Below are 18602 nucleotides of genomic sequence, written 5' to 3' on the forward strand. Positions count from 1 at the left end.
CGCGGTGTCCAGCCGGGTCATCCTGCCAGCGCCGTCCGCGCCCTCGCGAGCGCCTCCTCCCCCGCCCCGGCGCTCGCGAGCGCGAGCAGCGCGGCGCCCACGATGGGCGGCTGCTCGACGATCGCGAGCGTCGCCAGCGGGGCGATCTCGGCGACGCCGCGCTCGATCGGTTCGAGCAGCAGCGGGTCCCGCGCCGCGAGGATGCCGCCGCCGAGCACGATCGGAACCGGCCGGTCGAGGAGTTCGAGGCGCACGAGGCACGCCCGGGCGAACGCGACGATCTCCTCGGCCTGCCGGGCGACGAGCGACGCGCCGACCGCGTCACCGCGGCGGGCCGCCTCGAAGACGAGCGGCGCGAGCACGGCGAGCGAGCTCTCCTGGCGCCGGCCGAAGTGCAGCTGTTCGATGAGCTCCTGCACCGAGTCGAGCTGCAGCAGCTCGAGGATCGCGCCGGTGAGCCAGGTCGCGGGCCCCCGTCCGTCGGCGTCGCGGGCGGCGTGCCAGAGCGCCTCGGCCCCGAGCCCCGAGCCGCCGCCCCAGTCGCCGGAGATCGCGCCCAAGGAGGGGAATCGCACGACCCGTCCGTCGGCGCGCACCCCGGCCGCGTTCACGCCGGTGCCGCAGACGATGACGACCGCGTCCGGCTCGTCGGTGCCGGCCCGCAGCAGCGCGAAGAGGTCGTTCGCCACGACCGTCGAGGGGCCCGCCCATCGGCGCCCGGCGAGCTCCGCGCGGAACTCGTCGAGCTCGCGGTCGAGGTCGAGCCCCGAGAGGTACAGGTTCGCCTGCGCGACCGGCGCACCCCCGGACACCTCGCCGACGAGCGCGTCGATCGTCTCGACCGAGCTGGCGAGGCCGTCGAAGTGCGGGCTCGACCCCCCGCCGCGACGGCGGGCGACAACCCGGCCGTCGAGTGAGAGGGCGATGGCGTCGGTCTTCGAGCCGCCGCCGTCGACCGCGACGACGACCGCGGGCGCTGCGGTGCCGTCGGCGGCCGCGGGGTCCGGCGGGATCACGGTGCGTCCCGGCCGCGCGCCGGTCACGCCCACTCCAGGAAGCGCGCGTTCTCGGCGAGCAGCAGCTCGGTGAGCCGTTCGGCCCGCTCGTGCTGCAGCACGAGCGGGTGGGCCCGCATCGCGCGCAGCACCCGGTCGCGGCCGCCGTGCACGGCCGCGTCGAGCGCGAGCCGCTCGTAGCCGGCGACCGCGGCGACGAGGCCGGCGAAGTCGTCCGGCAGCGCCGCCACCTCCTCCGCGACGAAGCGGCCGTCGACGTAGCGGGCCGGCACCTCGATGACGTGGTCGTCGGGGAGGAACGGCAGCACGCCGTCGTTGCGCAGGTTCACGACCCGCGGCACCGCGTCGCCGCCCTGCATCGCGGCGAGCAGCTCGATGGCGGCCTCCGAGTAGAACGCGCCACCGCGCCCCTCGAGGGCCTCCGGCTTGGTGTCGACGTGCGGATCGGCGTAGAGCTCGAGCAGTTCGTGCTCGATCGCCCGCACCGCCTCCGCGCGGGTCGGCTCGGCGAGCTGCTCGGCGAGCACCTCGTCGTGCGCGTAGTAGTAGCGCAGGTAGTACGAGGGCAGCGCGCCGAGCTGCGCGACGAGCGCGGGCGCGAGGTGCACCTCCTCGGCGAGCTCGCCGAGGCGGGCGTCGATGAGCTCGGGCAGGCGGTCGCGGCCGTCGATGGTCACGCTCCGCTCCCACGTGAGGTGGTTGAGCCCGACGTGGCCGAGGCGCACCTCGTCGTGGCCGACGTCGAGGAGCCGCGCGAATCGGCGTTGGAAGCCGATCGCGACGTTGCAGAGCCCGACCGCGCGATGACCGTGCTCGAGCAGCGCCCGGGTCACGATGCCGACGGGGTTCGTGAAGTCGACGATCCAGGCGTCGGGCTTCGCGTGGCGGCGCACGGCCTCCGCGATCCGCAGCACGACCGGCACGGTGCGCAGCGCCTTCGCGAGGCCGCCCGGTCCCGTCGTCTCCTGCCCGATGCAGCCCGCCTCGTGCGGCCAGGTCTCGTCGGCCTGCCTCGCGTCCTGCCCGCCGACGCGCAGCTGCACGAGCACCGCGTCGGCGTCCGAGACGCCGGCGACGAGGTCGCTCGTGCCGACGACGCGGGCGGGGTGGCCCGCCCGCGCGAGCATCCTGGCCGCCATCCCGGCGACGAGCCGCAGGCGGTCCGGGTCCGGGTCGACGAGGTGGATCTCGGTGAGCGGCAGCTGCGCGCGGAGGCGCGCGAAGCCGTCGATGAGTTCTGGGGTGTAGGTCGATCCGCCGCCGACGATGGTGAGCTTCATGGGGTCCTTCTCTCGAGCACGGCGGGGATGCCCCGGCCGGAGTGCTGGTCAGTGGGGTCGCGGCACGCCGCCCGATCCGGGCGTCGTTCGCGGGAGGAGGTGGGTGGCGCGCTCAGACGAGCGGCAGGATGTCGGCCTCGAGCCGGTCGCGGATCTGCTGCACGAGCTGCTGTCTGGCGCCGAGCAGCACCGGCTGCGGGCCGGTGCCGCTCGAGCGCACGACGAGCTTCGGGTGCGCCGCCCGGTCGATCCGCTCGGCGACGAGCTCGGCGAGGGCGTCGCCGCCCGCGCTGCCGCTCGGCCCGCCGAGCACGAGCATCGCCGGATCGAGCAGGGCGAGCACCGGGTGGGCGGCCATCGCGATGCGCTCGGCGAGCGCGTCGAGCAGGGCCGGGTCGCCGTCGAGCCGCTCCAGCGCGGACGCGAGCGGTTCGCTCGGTGCGCCGCCGAGCAGCCGGACGATCGCCGGACCACCGAGGAGGTCGGTGAAGTCGTTCGCCTCCGGGGCGAAGGCCGCCGCCGTCTTCGGCACCGGCAGGTAGCCGATCTCGCCCGCGCCGCCCGAGGCGCCGCGGTGGACGGCACCGCCGAGGTCGATGCCGACGCCGAGGCCGTCGCCGATCCAGAAGAGCGCGAAGCTCGAGGCGTCCTTGGCCACGCCCGCCGCCCGCTCGGCCATCGCCGCAAGGTTCACGTCGTTGCCGAGCGTGACATCGATGCCGAGCTCGCGGGTGATCCGCGCCTCCGAGCCGACCGCGGGCCAGCCGGGGAGGGTGTCGGTGAGGGAGAGCTCGTCCTCCTCGCCGAAGAAGGCCGCCTGCACGCCGATGACGACGCGGCTGACGCCGGCCGGATCGGCCCCGGCGGCCGCGCAGGCCGCCTGGATCGCCGCCTGCACGTCTCCCTCCGGGGAGCGATCCCCCGGCGGGACGATCTCGGCCACCGGGTGCTCGCCGCCGAGCGCGTCCACGACGACCGCCTGGATCGAGTGCGCGAGCACCGAGATCGCGACGCCGGTGATGCGGTCGACGCGGACGCCGTAGCTCACGGCGTTCGGGCCGCGGCCTCCGGAGACCTCGCCGACGGGGTGGATGAGCCCGAGCCGCTCGAGGCGCTGCAGCATCTGCGTCGCGGTCGGCTTGGAGAGGCCGGAGAGGGCGCCGAGCCGCGAGCGCGTGAGCGGGCCGTGCTCGAGCAGGAGCCGGAAGGCGGTGCGGTCGTTGCGCGCCGCCAGCCAGGCCGGTGTACCGGGATCGATCGCGCTCATCTCCACCTCCTCCCCTGGGGTCGCGCTGGTCACTCTAGTCGAGCGGATTCGCTCTCGAACGCTCATCCCGCCTCCCGCCGTACCTCGTCGCGGAGCTGTCCGAGGCGGTCGGGATCGGCCGCCGCGTCGAGCAGGGTCTTCGTGTAGTCGTGCTGCGGATCGAGGATGACCCGCTCGCTCGGCCCGCGCTCAACGATCTCCCCGCGGTACATCACGAGGATCTCGTCGGAGAAGTGCCGCGCGGTCGCCAGATCGTGCGTGATGTACAGCACGCCGAGCCGTTCCTGGCGCTGCAGCTCGGCGAGCAGGTTCAGCACGCCGAGGCGGATCGAGACGTCGAGCATCGACACCGGCTCGTCGGCGATGATGAACCGCGCCCCGGGGGCGAGCGCCCGGGCGATCGCGACCCGCTGACGCTGCCCGCCGGACAGCTCGTGCGGGCGGCGGTCGGCGAACTTCGCCGCGGGCGAGAGCCGCACGCGCTCGAGCAGCTCTTCGGCCCGCTCGCGCACCTCGGCGCCCGAGAGGCCGGGGTGGTGCAGCCGGATCGGCCGCTCCAGGTGGTGCACGATCGAGTGGAACGGGTTCAGCGAGCCGAACGGGTCCTGGAACACCATCTGCACGTCGCGCCGGTATGCGGCGAGCCCGCGCCCCCGGGTCGCGCTCGGTGCGCCGTCGAGCAGGATCCGCCCGCCCGTCGGGGTCTCGAGCTTCGCGAACATCCGCGCGATCGTCGACTTGCCGGAGCCGCTCTCGCCGACGAGGGCCACGGTGCGTCCCGGCTCGAGCTCGAGCGAGACGCCGCGCACCGCGTGCAGCGTGCGCACCTTCAGGCCGCTGCGCAGCCGGAAGTCCTTCTGCAGCCCCTCGGCGCGGAGCGAGCCGGCCTCCACGGCGGGCCGCGTCGCCTGGGCGGTCATGCGGCGCCTCCCTCGCCTGCGGCGAGCGCCGCGTCGGGCTCCGTGACGGCGGCGGTCGCCCCCGTCAGCCCGGTGCGGATGAACGCGCCGCCTTCGCCGCGCAGGCTCGGGAAGCTCTGCAGCAGACGCCTGGTGTAGGGATGCCTCGGATCGCGGAAGATGCTCGCGGCATCCCCCTGCTCGACGATCTCGCCCTCCAGCATGATCGCGATGCGGTCGCTGATCTCGATGAGCAGCGGCAGGTCGTGCGTGATGAAGATCACCGCGAAGCCGAGCCGTTCGCGCAGCCGCATGATCTCCCGCACGATGCCGCGCTGCACGACGACGTCGAGCGCGGTGGTCGGTTCGTCCATGATCATCACCTGCGGGTCGAGCGCGAGCGCCATGGCGATCATGACGCGCTGGCGCATCCCGCCGGACAGCTCGTGCGGGAAGCTCGACAGCCGCGCCGGGTCGACGCCGACGAGGGAGAGCAGCTCGGCGCTGCGCGCCTCGCGATCCGCCTTCGGCATCCCCTTGCGGTGCGTCGTGAAGACGTCGTGGAGCTGCGTGCGCACGTTCATCACCGGGTTCAGGGAGTTCATCGAGCCCTGGAACACCATCGACACCTTGTCCCAGCGATACGAGCGCAGCGCCTCCCCGTCCAGCTGCACGACGTCGACGTCGCGGCCGCTCGCGTCGTGGAACACGACGTCGCCGCCCGTCATCACCGCCGGCGCCTTCAGCAGCCGATTGAGCCCGTAGGCGAGGGTCGTCTTGCCGCAGCCCGACTCCCCCGCGAGTCCCAGGATCTCGCCGCGGTGCAGGGTGAGCGAGGCGCCGCGCACCGCCTGCACGGGCGGGTCGACCTCGTAGTCGATCGAGACGTTCGTGGCGGTGAGGACCGCCTGGCCGAGTGCCGTCATGCGAATGCTCCTGTGTCCGCGACGCCCTTGCCCGCCTTGGTCGCCTTGCGCTGCCGCTTGGCGTTCTCCGGTGCGAGCCTGAGCTTGGGGTTCACGACCTCGTCGATCGCGAAGTTGATGAGCGAGAGCCCGGCGCCGAGCGCCGCGATGATCGCCCCTGGCGGCACGAACCACCACCAGGCGCCCGTGCCGACGGCCTGCCCGGTCTGTGCGTCGTTCAGCATGGTGCCGAGCGTGATCGAACCGGTCGGGCCGAGGCCCAGGTAGGAGAGGCCGGCTTCGCCGAGCACCGCGAGGATGACGCCGAAGATGAACTGCGCGGCGAGCAGCGGCACGAGGTTCGGCAGGATCTCGACGAAGATGATCCGCGCCGGCCGCTCGCCGGCGACCCGGGCGGCGGCGACGTACTCGCGGGTGCGGAGCGAGCGGGCCTGCGCGCGCAGCACGACCGCCGATCCCGCCCAGCTCGTGATGCCGAGCACGAGGGCGACGAGCAGCGAGCTGCGGGCGAGCGGCCCGAGGCCGTCCGCGTTCTGCACGTAGGCGGCGATCACCATGACGACGGGCAGCCCCGGGATGACGAGCACGATGTTCGTGATGAGGGTCAGCACCTCGTCCGCGATGCCGCCGAAATATCCGGCGAAGACGCCGAACAGCACCCCGAGCACGAGCGCCACGAGCCCGGCGACGAGGCCGATGAACAGCGAGCCCTGGGTGCCGTAGGCGAGTTGGGAGAACACGTCGTAGCCGAGCTTCGTGGTGCCGAGCCAGTGCTCGGGCCCGGGCGGCAGCAGCGCGGGGTTGTTCGAGTCCCGCGGCGGCTGCGCGATGAGCGGGCCGAGCAGACCGAACAGGGTGATCGCCCCGACGATGACGAGGCCCGTCACGAGCTTGCCCGAGCGCCGCGGCAGGAGCCCGCGGAAGCGCCCGCCCCGCCGCACGGCGGCGGCGCTCGCGGCGGCGACGGCCGCGGTGGCCGTCGCCTCCCTGGCGCTCTCCCGCGAGGCCTCCGCGCCGATCGGGGCGCCGAAGGGCAGGTCGGGGGCGGTCTCGGCGCCGGCGCCGGGCAGTTCGCCGCCGGAGCCGGACTCGGTGAGGGTCTGCCGGTCAGCCATTGTGCCGCACTCTCGGGTCGATGAAGCCGTAGATGAGGTCCATGACGAAGTTCGCCGCGAGCACCGTGAGGGTGATCACGAGGAACACGCCCTGCATGAGCGCGTAGTCGAGGCCCTGCACGGCCTGGATCATGAGCTTGCCGATGCCGGGGTAGCTGAACACCTGCTCCATCACGATCGAACCGGCGACGACGAAGCCGAGCGCGATGCCGAAGCCCGCGAGACTCGGGATCGCCGCGTTCCGCGAGGCGTACTTCGTGCGGATCCGGCGCGGCGTGAGGCCCTTGGCCTCGGCGGTCACGATGAAGTCCTCCGACATCGTCGACACCATCATGTTGCGCATGCCGAGCAGCCAGCCGCCGATCGAGGAGAGCACGATCGTCGTCGCCGGCAGGATCGCGTGCCAGATCGCGCTGCCGAGGAACGCCCAGCTCCACTCCGGCCCGGCGGGGAAGTCGAAGACGTCGTACCCGCCGATGATCGGGAATATCCCGAGCTGCACGGAGAAGACGGCGACGAGCACGAGGGCGAGCCAGAAGTACGGGATCGACTGGAACACCGTCGTGATCGGCACGAGGTGGTCGAGCCAGGTGCCGCGCCGCCAGCCGACCCAGGCGCCGACGACGATGCCGAGCACGAAGGAGATGACGGTCGCGGTGCCGACCAGGATGATCGTCCACGGCAGCGCCGCGGCGATGAGGTCGGCGACCGGGGCCGGATACCTCGTGGAGGAGACGCCGAGGTCTCCCTGAAGCAGCCGGCCCCAGTACGCCAGGTACTGGTCCCAGAGACTCATCCCCTTCTCCGCGCCGAGGATCGAGGTGATCGCCTGCACCGTCTCCTCGGAGAGCGGCCGTCCGCCGTTCGCGCGGCGGAGCTTGCCGAGCATGATCGCGGCGGGATCGCCGGGCAGGAGCCGGGGCAGCAGGAAGTTGAGCGAGATCGCCGCCCAGAAGGTCACCAGGTAGAAGGCGACCCGTCGGAGGTAGAAGCTCATTCCTGCACCGCCCGGGGGAAGGGGTGTCGTCTCATCGGGACCACGCGCCTACTCGGTCGGCTTCAGGTGCGTGAGCACGACCGCGTTCGCCACCGAGAGGTAGGGCAGCGGCGCCGCGTAGAGGTCGTCCTCGGACGGCCATCCGCTGAACTTCTTCGTGTTGAAGAAGGACTGCGAGGCGTTCAGCACGACCGGGATGTACGGCAGGTCGCGGGCGATCTCCGTCTGGATCGTCGCGTAGGCGGCCTGCTTCGTCGGCACGTCCTCCGTGCCGCCCGCGGCGAGCACCGCGGCATCGACCTTCGGGTTCGAGTAGCGCGAGTAGTTCTGCCCGACGAGCGGGGTCTCGCCGACCTTCGCGGTCGAGGTGCCGGCGAAGTACTCGTGGTAGTTCGAGTAGGGGTCGGCGACGAGGCTCTGCGTGAGGCCGTAGAGCGTCATCTGGAAGTCACCCGACTGGATCGGGGTCCAGTACTCGGCGTCCGAGACGGTGCGGGCGTTGATCCGGATGCCGGCTTCCGCCGCCTGCTCGGAGATGAGCTTCGCGGCGTCGTTGTAGTCGGTCCAGCCGTCGGGCGAGAAGAGGTCGATCTCGAAGGAGGCGCCGTCCTTGCCGTAGAAGCCGTCGGACTGCTTCGTGTAGCCCGCCGCCTCGAGGATCTGCTGCGCCTTCGCGACGTCGGGGTCCTGCGGGCTCGTGGTGAGAGCGGGGTCGCTCAGCCACTGCTCGTCGCGCGGCAGCAGCATGAAGGAGGGCGAGGACTCGCCGGCGAGCCCGGCGAAGGCCTTCTCACGGATGGTGGAGCGGTTGATCGCGACGTCGATCGCCTGGCGCACCGCGGGGTCGGTCTGCGGGCCGGTGCAGCCGAGCGCGGCGTTCGCGCAGGTCGTGATCGTCGTCGGGTCCTGCTGCAGGTTGAGCGTGGCGATCTTGCCCGAGCCGGTGACGGCGTCGGGGTTCGCGATGAACTGGCCGACCCAGTCGATCTTGCCGGTGGTGAGCAGGTCCTGCGCGGACTGGTTCGAGTCGAGGCCGAGGTACTGCACCTGCTTCACGGCGGGGGCGCCGTCGCGGAACAGCTCGTTGGCCTCGACGGTGTAGGCGGCCTCGGTGAAGCTCTTGAGCTTGTAGGGGCCGGAGCCGACCGGCTCGGGGTTCGTCTCCGCCATGAAGTCGTCGATCTTCTCCCACACGTGCTTGGGGATGATCCAGGTCGAGCCGAGGGTGAGCGAGGCGCTCGTGAACTGCGGTTCGGTGTACGTGAGCACGACGGTGGTGTCATCGGTGGCCTCGGCCGAGACGAACTGCTCGCTGACGTTCGAGCCGTAGCCGAAGGTGAAGGCGACGTCCTCGGCGGTGAGGGGCTCGCCGTCGTTCCACTTGAGATCGGGCTTGATCTTCACGGTGAGGGTCTTGCCGTCTTCGCTGTACTCGTAGCTGTCGCCGATCATGCCGGTGGGCGGGTCGGCGGAGAGCTGGTTGAAGAAGAACAGCGGCTCGTAGATGGCGCCGAAGGTCGCGTGCACGGCGGTGTCGACGGCGAAGGGGTTGAAGTTGTTGTTGATCGGGGTAGCGCTGCCGGCCCAGACCCGCAGGATCGCGTCGTCGCCGCCCGAGGAGCCGCCCGAGGAGCCGCCCGAGGGCGAGCAGCCGGACAGCCCGAGGGCGAGGGCCGAGGCGCCCGCGGCGAGCGCGAGCACCAGTCGGCGCTTGGTTCGAATCATCGTTCGTGTTTCCTCTCTGGCTTCATTGCGTGGAAGAACAGCGACGTCGCGCAGGATCTCGGTGGCGAGCGTTACCGGAAACGAAGCTAACAGAAAACCTTCTATCCGGAAAGAACCAATTCAGTTAATTCCGACTCAGGACCGTCGCGCCGGCATCCCCGTCGTTCCGCGCCCCTCGTCCGGGGTCGGACCCCATATCCGCCGGATGTTCCTGAAGAGTCGGGGCCCTAGACTGACCGAACCGGGGGAAGGACGCGGCGATGACGGCATCGGGAGTCGGCGAGCGGTCGCGCGCCCGCCGCGCCGTGCTCGCGAGCGGCGCGATCGCGCTCCTCGCCCTGCTCACCGCCTGCGCCCCGGCCGCCGCCGGCTCCCCCTTCGCCGGTCGCACGCTCTACCGCTCCCCCGACTCCTCGGCCGCGATCGCCGCCCGCACCGGCGCCACCGCCGCCGAACGCGAGGCCGCCGCCCGGCTCGCCGCGCGCCCCACCGCCACCTGGCTCGTCCCCGAGCGCCTGCCCGCCGGCGAGGTCGGCCCCGCCGTCGACGCGCTCCTCGACGACGCCGCCGGCGCCGCAGCGCTGCCGGTGCTCGTCGTCTACGGCATCCCCGACCGCGACTGCGGCGGCCACAGCGCCGGCGGCCTCGCCCGCACGCCCTACCTCGCCTGGATCGACGAGATCGCGGCCGCCATCGGCGAGCAGTCCGCCGTCGTCGTCCTCGAACCGGACGCGCTCGCGCTCGCCGAGGCCTGCCCCGACGCGGCCACCCGGCCGGCCCTCGTCCGCGAGGCGGCCGCCCGCCTTCCGGCGACCACCGCCGTCTACCTCGACGGCGGCCACTCCGCCTGGCTGCCGGCCGAGCGCATGGCCGAGCTGCTGCGGGCCGCCGGCGTCGACCGCGTGCGCGGCTTCGCCACGAACGTCTCGAACACGCGCACGACGAGCGAGGAGCGCGACTACGCGCACCGCGTCGCCGCGGCCCTCGGCGGCGGCCACGCCGTCATCGACGTCTCGCGCAACGGCTCGGGACCGCCGGCGGATGCCTCCTGGTGCAACGTGCCCGGGCGCACGGTCGGCGAGGACCCGGGCCCGCTCGACGACGAGGTCGTCGACGCGGTGCTGTGGCTGAAGCCCCCGGGCGAGAGCGACGGCACCTGCAACGGCGGCCCGACCGCCGGACAGTGGTGGCCGGAGGCGGCGATCGCCCTCACGGGCGGCGGCTGACGAGTGGTGCCGCGGGCGACGGGACGCCCGGCGGCGGCAGCAGACGACGGGCGACGGGACGCCCGGAACGAAGGAAGATCGGGGAACATGACGGCGAACCAGGCGAACGGCGAACGCACCGCGGTGATCATCGAGGACGACCTCGACATCCGGCAGCTGCTCGTGGAGGTGCTCGAACAGGGCGGCTTCGAGACGCACAGCGCGGGCAACGGGCTCGACGGCATCGAGCTCGTGCGCCGCCACGACCCCATCGTGACGACGCTCGACGTCAGCATGCCGGGCATCGACGGCTTCGAGGCCGCCCGGCGCATCCGGGCGTTCAGCGGCACCTACCTCATCATGCTGACCGCGCTGGGCGAGGAGGCCGACACACTGATCGGCCTGCAGTCCGGCGCCGACGACTACCTCGTGAAGCCCTTCCGCCCGCGGGAGCTGCGCGCCCGCATCGACGCGATGCTGCGCCGGCGCGAGCGGGAACGGGAGAGCGCCGACGCGACCCCCGCAGCCGTCGCGACGGCGGATGCCTCGGCCGCAGCCGGCATCCGGGCGACCACGGCTGCGGCCGAGGCATCCGCTCCGACCGCGCCGGAGCCGCTCGCCGCAGAGCCCGCCCTGCCCGAGCCCACCGCACCCGAGGAGGCGACCGCTCCCGCCCCCGTCGCGGCAGCCGCCGACGGACACGACGGCTGGTACGAGCACCGCGGCCTCCGGCTGCAGCCCGAGATGCACCTCGCCTCGCTCGACGGCGAGCAGCTCGAGCTCACCCGCAGCGAGTTCGAGCTGCTGCGGTTGCTGATGGACTCCGGACGGCGGGTGCGCAGCAAGGCCGATCTGGCGCTCTCGCTCCGAGGGGAGAGCTACGTCACCTCGTACTACGTGAGCGACGCCGACAAGCGGGCGATCGAGGTGCACCTCGCGAACCTGCGGCGCAAGCTCGGCGAGAGCGCCACGCAGCCGAACTGGATCGAGACGGTGCGCGGCGTCGGCTATCGGATGACCGCCGAGGACTGACCGCGCGCCCGCCGGCCCGCCCGTCGGCGCGCTCCGCTCGGACCGGGCGAGCCTCAGACGCGGTAGCCGTGCTGGCGACGAACGAGCTTGCCGAACATGCCGAGCGTCTGCAGCACCGTGATCGTGCCGAGCACGGGCCAGCCGATCCAGAGGATCGAGGACTGCACGACGGGGCTCAGCTGCGTCCAGATCGCGACCATCGCGATGACGATCGCGAGGCCGACGAGGAGCGGGGTCAGGTATGCGTGGCCGCCGCCGCGCTCGGCCTTCGCCTGCTCGGCCCAGTTGTCGACCTGCTTGCGCGAGGCGAACTTGACCCAGGCACGGGCGAAGTGGCCGAGCCGGATCCACATGTAGACCTCGGCGGGCACGAGGAGCGCCGCGAACAGGATGTCCTTCGCCGTGCGGTGCTTCATCGAGAGCGCGATGCGCACGTTCAGCAGGATCGCGACCACGGGCGGGATCAGCCAGATCGGGCTGAACACGAAGGCGTTGATCGAGAGCGAGCCGGCGAGCAGCACGAGGAACAGGATGCGCGTGATCGCGTTCGTCGCCATCGAGAGGTTCTCGAGCCAGCGCAGGCGCAGGTTCGGGTGGAACGGCTGCCCCTTGGTGTCGCCGCGCTGGCCGGGCCACATGAGCTCGATGGCGCCGTAGTTCCACTTCACCTGCTGCGCGTCGAGCGAGCGGAGGGTGGTCATGCCGCCGACGTCGGCGCGGGCGCGGGCGGAGATCTTCGTCAGGTAGCCGGCGCTCTTGATCTGCAGCGAGAGCAGGGAGTCCTCGACCTCGCTGTCCTTCACCCAGGGGGTGACCTGGCGGTTCGCGGTCATCGCGTCGCGCAGGGCCTTGGTGGAGAAGATCGAGTACTGACCGCCGAGCACGGCCATGTTGCGGCCGCGCAGCATGTTCTGCATGTTGAAGGCCGCGAACTGGGCGCGCTGGCCGGCGATGAGGAACGGCGCGACGACGCCGGAGAAGGGGCGGTCGTCGATCGAGTAGATCGCCGAGATGCCGCCGATGCGGCTGTCCGAGGCGATCTCGGCCTCGAGGAACTCGACGGCCTGCGGGTCGGCGACGGTGTCGCCGTCGACGCCGAGCATGAAGTCCATGCCCTCGACGAGCGAGTAGCCGTAGTTCAGCGCGCCGACCTTCTTGTCGGGGTTCTCGCCGATGTCGTGGATGAACACCTCGGTGAACTGCTCCACGCCATCGTCCTCGCGGACGTGCAGGCCGGCGTAGGCGGCGGCTCGCTCGACCGTGCGGTCGGTCGAGTTGTTCACCACGACGTGGATGACGTCGGGCAGTCGGGTCTGCCCGAGGAGCGACTCGAGCACCTGCCCGATCGACTCCTCCTCGTTGTAGGCGGGGACGATGCAGCCGATGCTCGCCCGTGACACCGTGATGGTGTCGACGACGGCGGCGAAGTCATCGAACTGCGGAGCGACTTCGGGTGTGTCGGTGTGCAGCGGCCGCGCTCGGGTCGCCGACACCGCGGCATCGGCCCCGGGGGTGGGCCGGTGGAGTGCGGTGTCGGTCATGACGTGGCCTTTCGTTCGACTTCGTGGGTATTCATCGGCTGCAGCGTCCCCGCTCCAACAGGATCGAGTCTGGCGGGCCGACCGCAGCGGGACCCTTGGGATGCGATAGCGTCGCCTCAAGATCTGCTCAAGATTCGGGACTCTGGGGGACGGATGCGATCGAGCGCGCGCGAATTCGGCCGGGCACGGCGGGCGTCCGCCGTCGTCGCGATCTCGGCGGCGGCCCTCGTCACCGCGGGCTGCCAGGCCCCGCCCTGGCTGGACCCCACGGATGCCCCGGCCTCGACGCCACCCGCGACAACCGCGCCGCCCGCACCGATCCAGAACGACCTCGCCTCCGGTTCGGCGACGCGCACGATGGAGGTCGGCGCGATCACCCTGACCGCGGACTACTGGTCGACGCTCTCGATGGACCGCTGGACCGCGGCGGCGCAGAAGCCGCTGACCTTCTCGCTGCGCTCGACGGTGACCCCGTCCGACGGGCAGAAGGTGTACCTGTCGCGCGTCACGGCGACGCCGGTGGTGCGCGCCGCCGACGGCAGTGAGCTGCCCGGCTTCGACCCCATCGTCGACCAGGCGACGGTCGCGCCGGGCTACCTCGTGCTCGATCCCTACACCTACAGCCAGACCTTCACGCTGCCGCCGCTCGACCCGCAGGCCGCGAGTGTCGAGCTCTCGATGCGCTACGAGCTGCTGCTGCAGTCGACGCCGACCTCGAGCGACTACGCGAAGCAGACGGCGGTGGACACGCTCGTCATCGCGATCGCCGGCGAGGACGCAGCGGCCGAGCCGTCGGCGACGCCCGCGCCTTAGTCGGCGATCGCGTCGCCGCCGGACTCGCGGGCCCGTTCGACCGCATCCCCCGACGCCGCCAGCAGCCGGTCGAAGTCGTAGCCCACGGCGTCGCTGCCGGCCATCCCGATGCTCGCCGAGAGCCGCAGCCCGTCCGCCTCGACCATGGTCTGCTCGCCGATGCCCGCCTGCAGGGCGATCGCGGCCCGCCGTGCGTCGGCCATCCGCGGGAACGGGGCGACCACCAGCAGCTCGCCGCTCCCGTCGAAGGTGCCGATCGCGGCCGTCGGCGGGGCGTAGCGCCGCACGGCCGCGGTGAAGCGGTCCGCGAGGGCCGCGCCGGCCGAACGCCCGAAGGCCGTGTAGATCGACTCGACCTCGTCGAGGCCGACCCGGAGGAAGACGAGCTGCTCGTCGTGGAAGTTCGCCCGCTCGAGCTGGTCCTCGACCACGCGCCGCAGCGCAGACGCGGCGAGCACCTCGCCGTCGGACCAGTGCGAGGCGCCCTCCCCGCCGGAGCCGGCAACCCGGTCGGAGCGGAGGATGACGAGGCTCACCGTCATCACGATGATGAGCGTCATCATGACGAACGCCGCGGCCTCGCTGCCGAAGAAGGTGCGGAACAGCGGAGCCTCGGAGCCGAGCGTGAAGTACGCCACGGTGCGGAAGGCGTAGAAGAGCGCGACGACGATGAACGAGACGGTGAGCCCCCGAGCGGCCCAGTGGCTGCGCATCGGCTTGCGGAGCGACTCGGCGGCGCCCAGGCCCGAGAACGCCGCGAGCGAGAGGAAGAGCACGGGCGCCCCCGCCCAGTCGCCGCCGTCGGGCCCCTCGGCGAGCACCGCGACACCGGCCCCCGTGGCGACGACGAGCGGCACCCAGAGCAGGTCGTTGCGCGCGTTGAAGGCGCGCGCGCCGCACCACAGCAGCCCGGCGGTCAGCACCATCGCCCCGTTGCCGACGGCGACCGCCCACCAGGCGCCCGGCACGAGGATCCACACGGCGTACGAGATCGAGGTGAGCATCCCGCCCATGAAGGAGACCGCCCAGAGCCGGCCGGCGGTGTCGGGGCGGCGCAGCACCGTCTCGAGGATGAACATCAGCCCCGCGATGATCGTCACCGTGCTCGTCGCGAGCTGCACCGTGTACAGGTCGATCGTCATGCGTCCTCCGGGCCCGCGACGGGCAGGGTCACGATGACGGTCGTGCCGCTGCCCTCCTCGCTGTCGATGTGGATCTCCCCGCCGTGGCGTTCGACGAGCTCGCGCGCGATGCCGAGGCCGAGGCCGCTGCCGTGCACGGTGCCCTGCCGAACGCCGCCCGAGCGGAAGAAGCGCTCGAACACCTTCGGCAGCTCCACCTCGGGGATGCCGATGCCGGTGTCGCGGACGACCACCCACGCCATCCCCTCGTCGACGGTCGCGCCGACCATGACCTCACCGCCCTGGCGGTTGTACTTCACGGCGTTGGAGACGAGGTTGTCGACGACCTGCCGCAGCCGGAAGCCGTCGGCGCGCACCACCGCGGGTTCGCTCGTCGTGATGGTGAGTCGGATGTCGCGCTCGTCGGCGCGGGCCTGGGCGGCTTCGACGGCGTCGCGGAGGATCTCGCGCAGGTCCACCTCGGCCAGGGCGAGCGGGACCGGCGCCTCCGCGTGCTTCGCCGACTGCAGGATCGAGGCGATCAGCTCGAGCATGCGATCGCCGTTGCGCTGCATGATCTCGAGGTTGCGGACGACGTTCGGCGGCAGCCCCTCGGCGTCGAGCGAGAGGTCGATGTAGCCGAGCACCGAGGTCATGGGCGTGCGCAACTCGTGCGAGACCGAGGCGACGAGGTCGTCGCGGGCACGCACCGCGTTGCGCTCCTCGGTGATGTCGCGCGCGACGAGCACGCTGCCCTCGTGGCCGCCGTCCTCGTCGTAGAGCCGCCGGGCGGTGACCGAGACGGCGCGCAGCTCGCTGCCCTCGGCCGGGATCCAGGTGACCTCGTCGTCGAACTCCTCGCCGGCGGCGGCCCGGTTGAACGGCAACTCGCCCCGGCTGAGCGGGGTCGCCCGGTCCGCGGCGAAGGCGACGCCGTCGCGGGCGGCGTCGGGGTCGGCGACGTCGAGGCCGTAGAGCCTCGCGTACGCGGTGTTCATGACGCCGCCTCGGCCGTCGCGATCGAGGCGCACGACGCCGAAGTCGACGGCGTTCAGCACCTCGGCGAGCCGCTCCTCCTGCTTGTTGGCGCGGCGGAGCGCCCGCTCCAGCTGCTTCGCCTGCGTGCGCAGCAGCACCCGCTGCGCACCGGCCCGGCGCGAGCTCAGCACCGTGCTCGTGGCGATGAAGCTGAGCGCGATTGGCAGCAGCACCACCGAGGGGACGCTGATCGGGGTGAACGCCCGTTCGCTCACGAGCTCGGAGATCCAGACGAGCACCGAGGAGGAGCTCACGGCGATGATCGCCCCGGTGAGCCCGAAGTAGCTCGCGAGCCAGATCGTGGGGAAGAACCAGAGCAGGCCGACGCCCGCGGCCGGCTCGGCGATGCGGATGAGGCCGATCGCGAGGATGTCGACGATCGGCAGCGCCATGACGAACGCGCGCGGGAAGCGGTGCCACGGCAGGATGATCGCGACGCCGGTCGCCGTGAAGACGATCGCGACGGCGACGATCGCGATCGGCTTCGTGAGCGCCGAGGGCGAGAACAGCAGCAGGGTGAACACGGCGGTCACGAGGACCGCGCCGAAGAGCAGCTGCGAGAGGACGACGGAGCGGTCGAACGTGGCGCCGGCGCGCCGCGAGTCCCCCGGTCCCGACATGCTCAGAGCCTAGCGCCCCGGATGCGCGCAGACGCGCGCATCCGGGGCCGCGCCTCAGGCGATCCCGGGGCCGCGCCTCAGGCGATCCCGCCGCCGTCGACGACGAGCGCGGAGCCCGTCACGTAGCTCGACTCGTCGCTCGCGAGCCAGACCACCGCCGAGGCGATCTCGCGGGGTTCGCCCATGCGGCGCAGCGGCCGGTCGGCGGCCTCGGCGAGGAAGCCGTCCTCGGCCTGGCCGAGCTGGCGCGCCTCATCGCGGAGCATGCCGGTGTTCACATCGCCCGGGTTCACCGAGTTCACCCGGATGCCCTGCGGACCGTGGTCGATCGCGAGCGCCCGGGTCATGTTCACGACCGCCCCCTTCGAGGCGCAGTACGAGATCGCCTGCCCGCCGCCCTTCAGCCCCCAGCCGGAACCGGTGTTCACGATCGAGCCGCCACCCGCCGCGGCCATGACGGGGACGACGTGCTTGCACATGAGGAAGATCGATCGCACGTTCACCCCGAACACCCGGTCCCACTCCTCGACCGTCGTCTCGACGGCGGTGGTGCGGCGGATGATGCCGGCGTTGTTGAAGACGACGTCGATGCCGCCGAACGCCGCCTGCGTCTCGCGCACGACCCGCTCGATGTCAGGCTCGCTCGACACGTCGGCGGCGATCGCGATGGCCTCGCCGCCCGCTGCGCGGATCTCCTCGGCGACGCGCTCGGCGGCGGCGCCGTCGAGGTCGACGACGGCGACCCTCGCCCCCTCCGCCGCGAGGGCGAGCGAGGAGGCGCGGCCGATGCCGCCCGCGCCGCCCGTGACGATGGCCTGCTTGTTCTCAAGGCGCATGGCCTTCTCCTTCGGTTCGCGAGGCGGAGGATGCCTCGGCGTCTGGTGCGTTGACAGGGTAGATGCTGCTGGTGCCCGGCCCGGTGACGACGCGGACCAAGCCCGCGAGGGCGCGGTCGACGACCGGGTCGCCGGTGTCGACGAGCAACGGCTGCCCGCCGAGCTCGACGAGCTTCTGCTCGGGGGCGACGACGAGCAGGGGCTCCTCGCCGAGGGCGCGGAGCACACGCGCGGAGAGCTGCTGGTTGCCGCGTCCGAGCAGGAAGCCCTGCCCGCCGATGATCGAGACGACCGCCCGGGCGGGCCCGGCGGCGACCTCGTCGAGGAGCTCCGACTCGCTCGCAGCGGCGCGGACGACCCGGCCGTCGAGCACGACGTCGACCCCGAGCCGGGTCTTCGGCAGGCCGAGCCGACGCGCGAGCTCCGCAGTCGTGCCGCCGGGGCCGAGCAGGTACCGCACTCCCGGCCGCAGCAGCCGGAGCACGCCGTCGACCGCCGCCGAGACGGCCGCCGCCTCGCTCGCCGGGGTCGCCGCTTTGCGCGCCTGCGTCCGGCCCTGGCGTACCGGCACCGGCATGGCGGCGTGCAGTCGCGGCTCGACCCGGCCGAGACGCAGCGCGTCCTCGTCGAGGTCGAGCACCTCGCGCTCCTCGACCGGCAGCCCGCCGTCGAGCCACGCCGCGGCGAGCGCGCCCGCCGCCCGCGGACTCACGGCGAAGACCGGCGAGTACATCTTGACCCCGGCGGGGATGCCGAGCGCGGCGACGCGGGCGCCTCCGCCGGCGCCGACCGCGTCGAGGCCCCTGGCGACGTCACGGGCCGTGCCGTCGCCGCCAGCGAAGAGCACGAGCGTGGCGCCCGCTTCCACGAGGGCACGCACGGCCGCCACGGTGTCGGCCGCGCTCGTCGCGGCGCCCAGTCGCACGACGATCCGCGGCACGAGGCGGGCCGCGCGAACGGCCTCCTCTCCCATCGGCCCGGCCGCCGTCAGCACTTCGAGCGGCCCGCCGATGGCCTCGCGGACGAGCTCGAGGGCGCACCGCGCACGCTCCCCCGCCCGCGGCTGCGCGCCGCGCTCGACCGCGCCGGCCTGCGCGGCCGCCCCGTCGGAGCCGCCGAGCCCTGCCGGGCCGCCGACCCCCGCGACGGGGTTCACCACGAGGCCGAGCAC

At 72.6% G+C, this 18602-nt stretch carries 16 protein-coding genes; 3 read left to right on the plus strand and 13 right to left on the minus strand.

Annotated elements, in window-relative coordinates; all coding sequences use genetic code 11:
- Positions 1 to 17 precede the first annotated feature (17 nt).
- The 8 genes from ACFWE1_RS03500 to ACFWE1_RS03535 form a co-directional block, all read right to left on the minus strand.
- On the minus strand, positions 18 to 1043 hold the full coding sequence (locus tag ACFWE1_RS03500; protein ID WP_376932145.1) for an N-acetylglucosamine kinase: 1026 nt from the start codon (positions 1041 to 1043) through the stop codon (positions 18 to 20).
- Entirely contained in the window at positions 1040 to 2296 is a 1257-nt protein-coding gene (locus tag ACFWE1_RS03505) for a 6-phospho-beta-glucosidase (RefSeq protein ID WP_376932146.1), read from the minus strand. Before ACFWE1_RS03505 ends, ACFWE1_RS03500 begins: the two co-directional genes overlap by 4 nt.
- 112 nt (positions 2297 to 2408) lie before the next feature.
- Positions 2409 to 3563 carry an ROK family protein gene (locus tag ACFWE1_RS03510; RefSeq protein WP_376932147.1) on the minus strand — a complete coding sequence of 385 codons (1155 nt, stop codon included), beginning with the start codon at positions 3561 to 3563 and terminating at the stop codon, positions 2409 to 2411.
- A gap of 62 nt (positions 3564 to 3625) precedes the next feature.
- Positions 3626 to 4483, minus strand: a complete 858-nt coding sequence (locus tag ACFWE1_RS03515) for an ABC transporter ATP-binding protein (RefSeq protein ID WP_376932148.1) — start codon at positions 4481 to 4483, stop codon at positions 3626 to 3628.
- Positions 4480 to 5388 (minus strand): ABC transporter ATP-binding protein, encoded by a 909-nt coding sequence (locus tag ACFWE1_RS03520; RefSeq protein ID WP_376932149.1) that lies wholly within the window; start codon positions 5386 to 5388, stop codon positions 4480 to 4482. The genes ACFWE1_RS03515 and ACFWE1_RS03520 overlap by 4 nt, the downstream gene beginning before the upstream one ends.
- Complete coding sequence (locus tag ACFWE1_RS03525) at positions 5385 to 6503, minus strand: ABC transporter permease (protein ID WP_376932150.1); 1119 nt, start codon at positions 6501 to 6503, stop codon at positions 5385 to 5387. Before ACFWE1_RS03525 ends, ACFWE1_RS03520 begins: the two co-directional genes overlap by 4 nt.
- Complete coding sequence (locus ACFWE1_RS03530; protein WP_376932151.1) at positions 6496 to 7500, minus strand: ABC transporter permease; 1005 nt, start codon at positions 7498 to 7500, stop codon at positions 6496 to 6498. The genes ACFWE1_RS03525 and ACFWE1_RS03530 overlap by 8 nt, the downstream gene beginning before the upstream one ends.
- Positions 7501 to 7548: 48 nt before the next feature.
- Positions 7549 to 9225 carry an ABC transporter substrate-binding protein gene (locus tag ACFWE1_RS03535; RefSeq protein ID WP_376932152.1) on the minus strand — a complete coding sequence of 559 codons (1677 nt, stop codon included), beginning with the start codon at positions 9223 to 9225 and terminating at the stop codon, positions 7549 to 7551.
- A gap of 260 nt (positions 9226 to 9485) precedes the next feature.
- Here ACFWE1_RS03535 and ACFWE1_RS03540 point away from each other — a divergent pair, with 260 nt between their 5' ends.
- Both ACFWE1_RS03540 and ACFWE1_RS03545 read left to right on the plus strand, forming a co-directional pair.
- Positions 9486 to 10451 carry a glycoside hydrolase family 6 protein gene (locus ACFWE1_RS03540; protein ID WP_376932153.1) on the plus strand — a complete coding sequence of 322 codons (966 nt, stop codon included), beginning with the start codon at positions 9486 to 9488 and terminating at the stop codon, positions 10449 to 10451.
- Positions 10452 to 10538: 87 nt separating this feature from the next.
- On the plus strand, positions 10539 to 11462 hold the full coding sequence (locus ACFWE1_RS03545) for a response regulator transcription factor (RefSeq protein ID WP_376932154.1): 924 nt from the start codon (positions 10539 to 10541) through the stop codon (positions 11460 to 11462).
- A gap of 53 nt (positions 11463 to 11515) precedes the next feature.
- Here the strand turns inward: ACFWE1_RS03545 and ACFWE1_RS03550 are convergent, their stop codons facing one another.
- The gene (locus tag ACFWE1_RS03550; RefSeq protein WP_189084412.1) at positions 11516 to 13003 is read right to left on the minus strand and encodes a glycosyltransferase family 2 protein; all 1488 of its coding nucleotides are present in this window, start codon (positions 13001 to 13003) and stop codon (positions 11516 to 11518) included.
- Positions 13004 to 13156: 153 nt separating this feature from the next.
- Here ACFWE1_RS03550 and ACFWE1_RS03555 point away from each other — a divergent pair, with 153 nt between their 5' ends.
- A complete protein-coding gene (locus ACFWE1_RS03555) occupies positions 13157 to 13816 on the plus strand; it encodes a hypothetical protein (RefSeq protein ID WP_376932155.1) in 660 nt (219 codons plus the stop codon).
- On the opposite strand, the gene ACFWE1_RS03560 is transcribed toward ACFWE1_RS03555, so the two are convergent.
- The 4 genes from ACFWE1_RS03560 to ACFWE1_RS03575 all read right to left on the minus strand — a co-directional run bounded on the left by ACFWE1_RS03560 (position 13813) and on the right by ACFWE1_RS03575 (position 18602).
- Positions 13813 to 14958 carry a hypothetical protein gene (locus ACFWE1_RS03560; protein ID WP_376932156.1) on the minus strand — a complete coding sequence of 382 codons (1146 nt, stop codon included), beginning with the start codon at positions 14956 to 14958 and terminating at the stop codon, positions 13813 to 13815. The genes ACFWE1_RS03555 and ACFWE1_RS03560 overlap by 4 nt on opposite strands.
- A complete protein-coding gene (locus ACFWE1_RS03565; RefSeq protein WP_376932157.1) occupies positions 14955 to 16595 on the minus strand; it encodes a sensor histidine kinase in 1641 nt (546 codons plus the stop codon). The genes ACFWE1_RS03560 and ACFWE1_RS03565 overlap by 4 nt, the downstream gene beginning before the upstream one ends.
- Positions 16596 to 16672: 77 nt before the next feature.
- Positions 16673 to 17431: an SDR family NAD(P)-dependent oxidoreductase gene (locus ACFWE1_RS03570; RefSeq protein WP_376932158.1), complete on the minus strand. Its 759-nt coding sequence runs from the start codon at positions 17429 to 17431 to the stop codon at positions 16673 to 16675.
- The gene (locus ACFWE1_RS03575) at positions 17421 to 18602 is read right to left on the minus strand and encodes an ATP-NAD kinase family protein (RefSeq protein ID WP_376932159.1); all 1182 of its coding nucleotides are present in this window, start codon (positions 18600 to 18602) and stop codon (positions 17421 to 17423) included. Before ACFWE1_RS03575 ends, ACFWE1_RS03570 begins: the two co-directional genes overlap by 11 nt.

Origin of the sequence: Agromyces sp. NPDC060279 (assembly GCF_042726785.1) — a bacterium.
Classification (GTDB): Bacteria; Actinomycetota; Actinomycetes; order Actinomycetales; family Microbacteriaceae; genus Agromyces.

Excerpts from the sequence above, each read along its gene's own strand:
- ACFWE1_RS03505 (WP_376932146.1), bottom strand. The coding sequence starts at position 2,296 with ATGAAGCTCACCATCGTCGGCGGCGGATCGACCTACACCCCAGAACTC.
- ACFWE1_RS03510 (WP_376932147.1), bottom strand. The coding sequence starts at position 3,563 with ATGAGCGCGATCGATCCCGGTACACCGGCCTGGCTGGCGGCGCGCAAC.
- ACFWE1_RS03515 (WP_376932148.1), bottom strand. The coding sequence starts at position 4,483 with ATGACCGCCCAGGCGACGCGGCCCGCCGTGGAGGCCGGCTCGCTCCGC.
- ACFWE1_RS03520 (WP_376932149.1), bottom strand. The coding sequence starts at position 5,388 with ATGACGGCACTCGGCCAGGCGGTCCTCACCGCCACGAACGTCTCGATC.
- ACFWE1_RS03525 (WP_376932150.1), bottom strand. The coding sequence starts at position 6,503 with ATGGCTGACCGGCAGACCCTCACCGAGTCCGGCTCCGGCGGCGAACTG.
- ACFWE1_RS03530 (WP_376932151.1), bottom strand. The coding sequence starts at position 7,500 with ATGAGCTTCTACCTCCGACGGGTCGCCTTCTACCTGGTGACCTTCTGG.
- ACFWE1_RS03535 (WP_376932152.1), bottom strand. The coding sequence starts at position 9,225 with ATGATTCGAACCAAGCGCCGACTGGTGCTCGCGCTCGCCGCGGGCGCC.
- ACFWE1_RS03540 (WP_376932153.1), top strand. The coding sequence starts at position 9,486 with ATGACGGCATCGGGAGTCGGCGAGCGGTCGCGCGCCCGCCGCGCCGTG.
- ACFWE1_RS03545 (WP_376932154.1), top strand. The coding sequence starts at position 10,539 with ATGACGGCGAACCAGGCGAACGGCGAACGCACCGCGGTGATCATCGAG.
- ACFWE1_RS03550 (WP_189084412.1), bottom strand. The coding sequence starts at position 13,003 with ATGACCGACACCGCACTCCACCGGCCCACCCCCGGGGCCGATGCCGCG.
- ACFWE1_RS03555 (WP_376932155.1), top strand. The coding sequence starts at position 13,157 with ATGCGATCGAGCGCGCGCGAATTCGGCCGGGCACGGCGGGCGTCCGCC.
- ACFWE1_RS03560 (WP_376932156.1), bottom strand. The coding sequence starts at position 14,958 with ATGACGATCGACCTGTACACGGTGCAGCTCGCGACGAGCACGGTGACG.
- ACFWE1_RS03565 (WP_376932157.1), bottom strand. The coding sequence starts at position 16,595 with ATGTCGGGACCGGGGGACTCGCGGCGCGCCGGCGCCACGTTCGACCGC.
- ACFWE1_RS03570 (WP_376932158.1), bottom strand. The coding sequence starts at position 17,431 with ATGCGCCTTGAGAACAAGCAGGCCATCGTCACGGGCGGCGCGGGCGGC.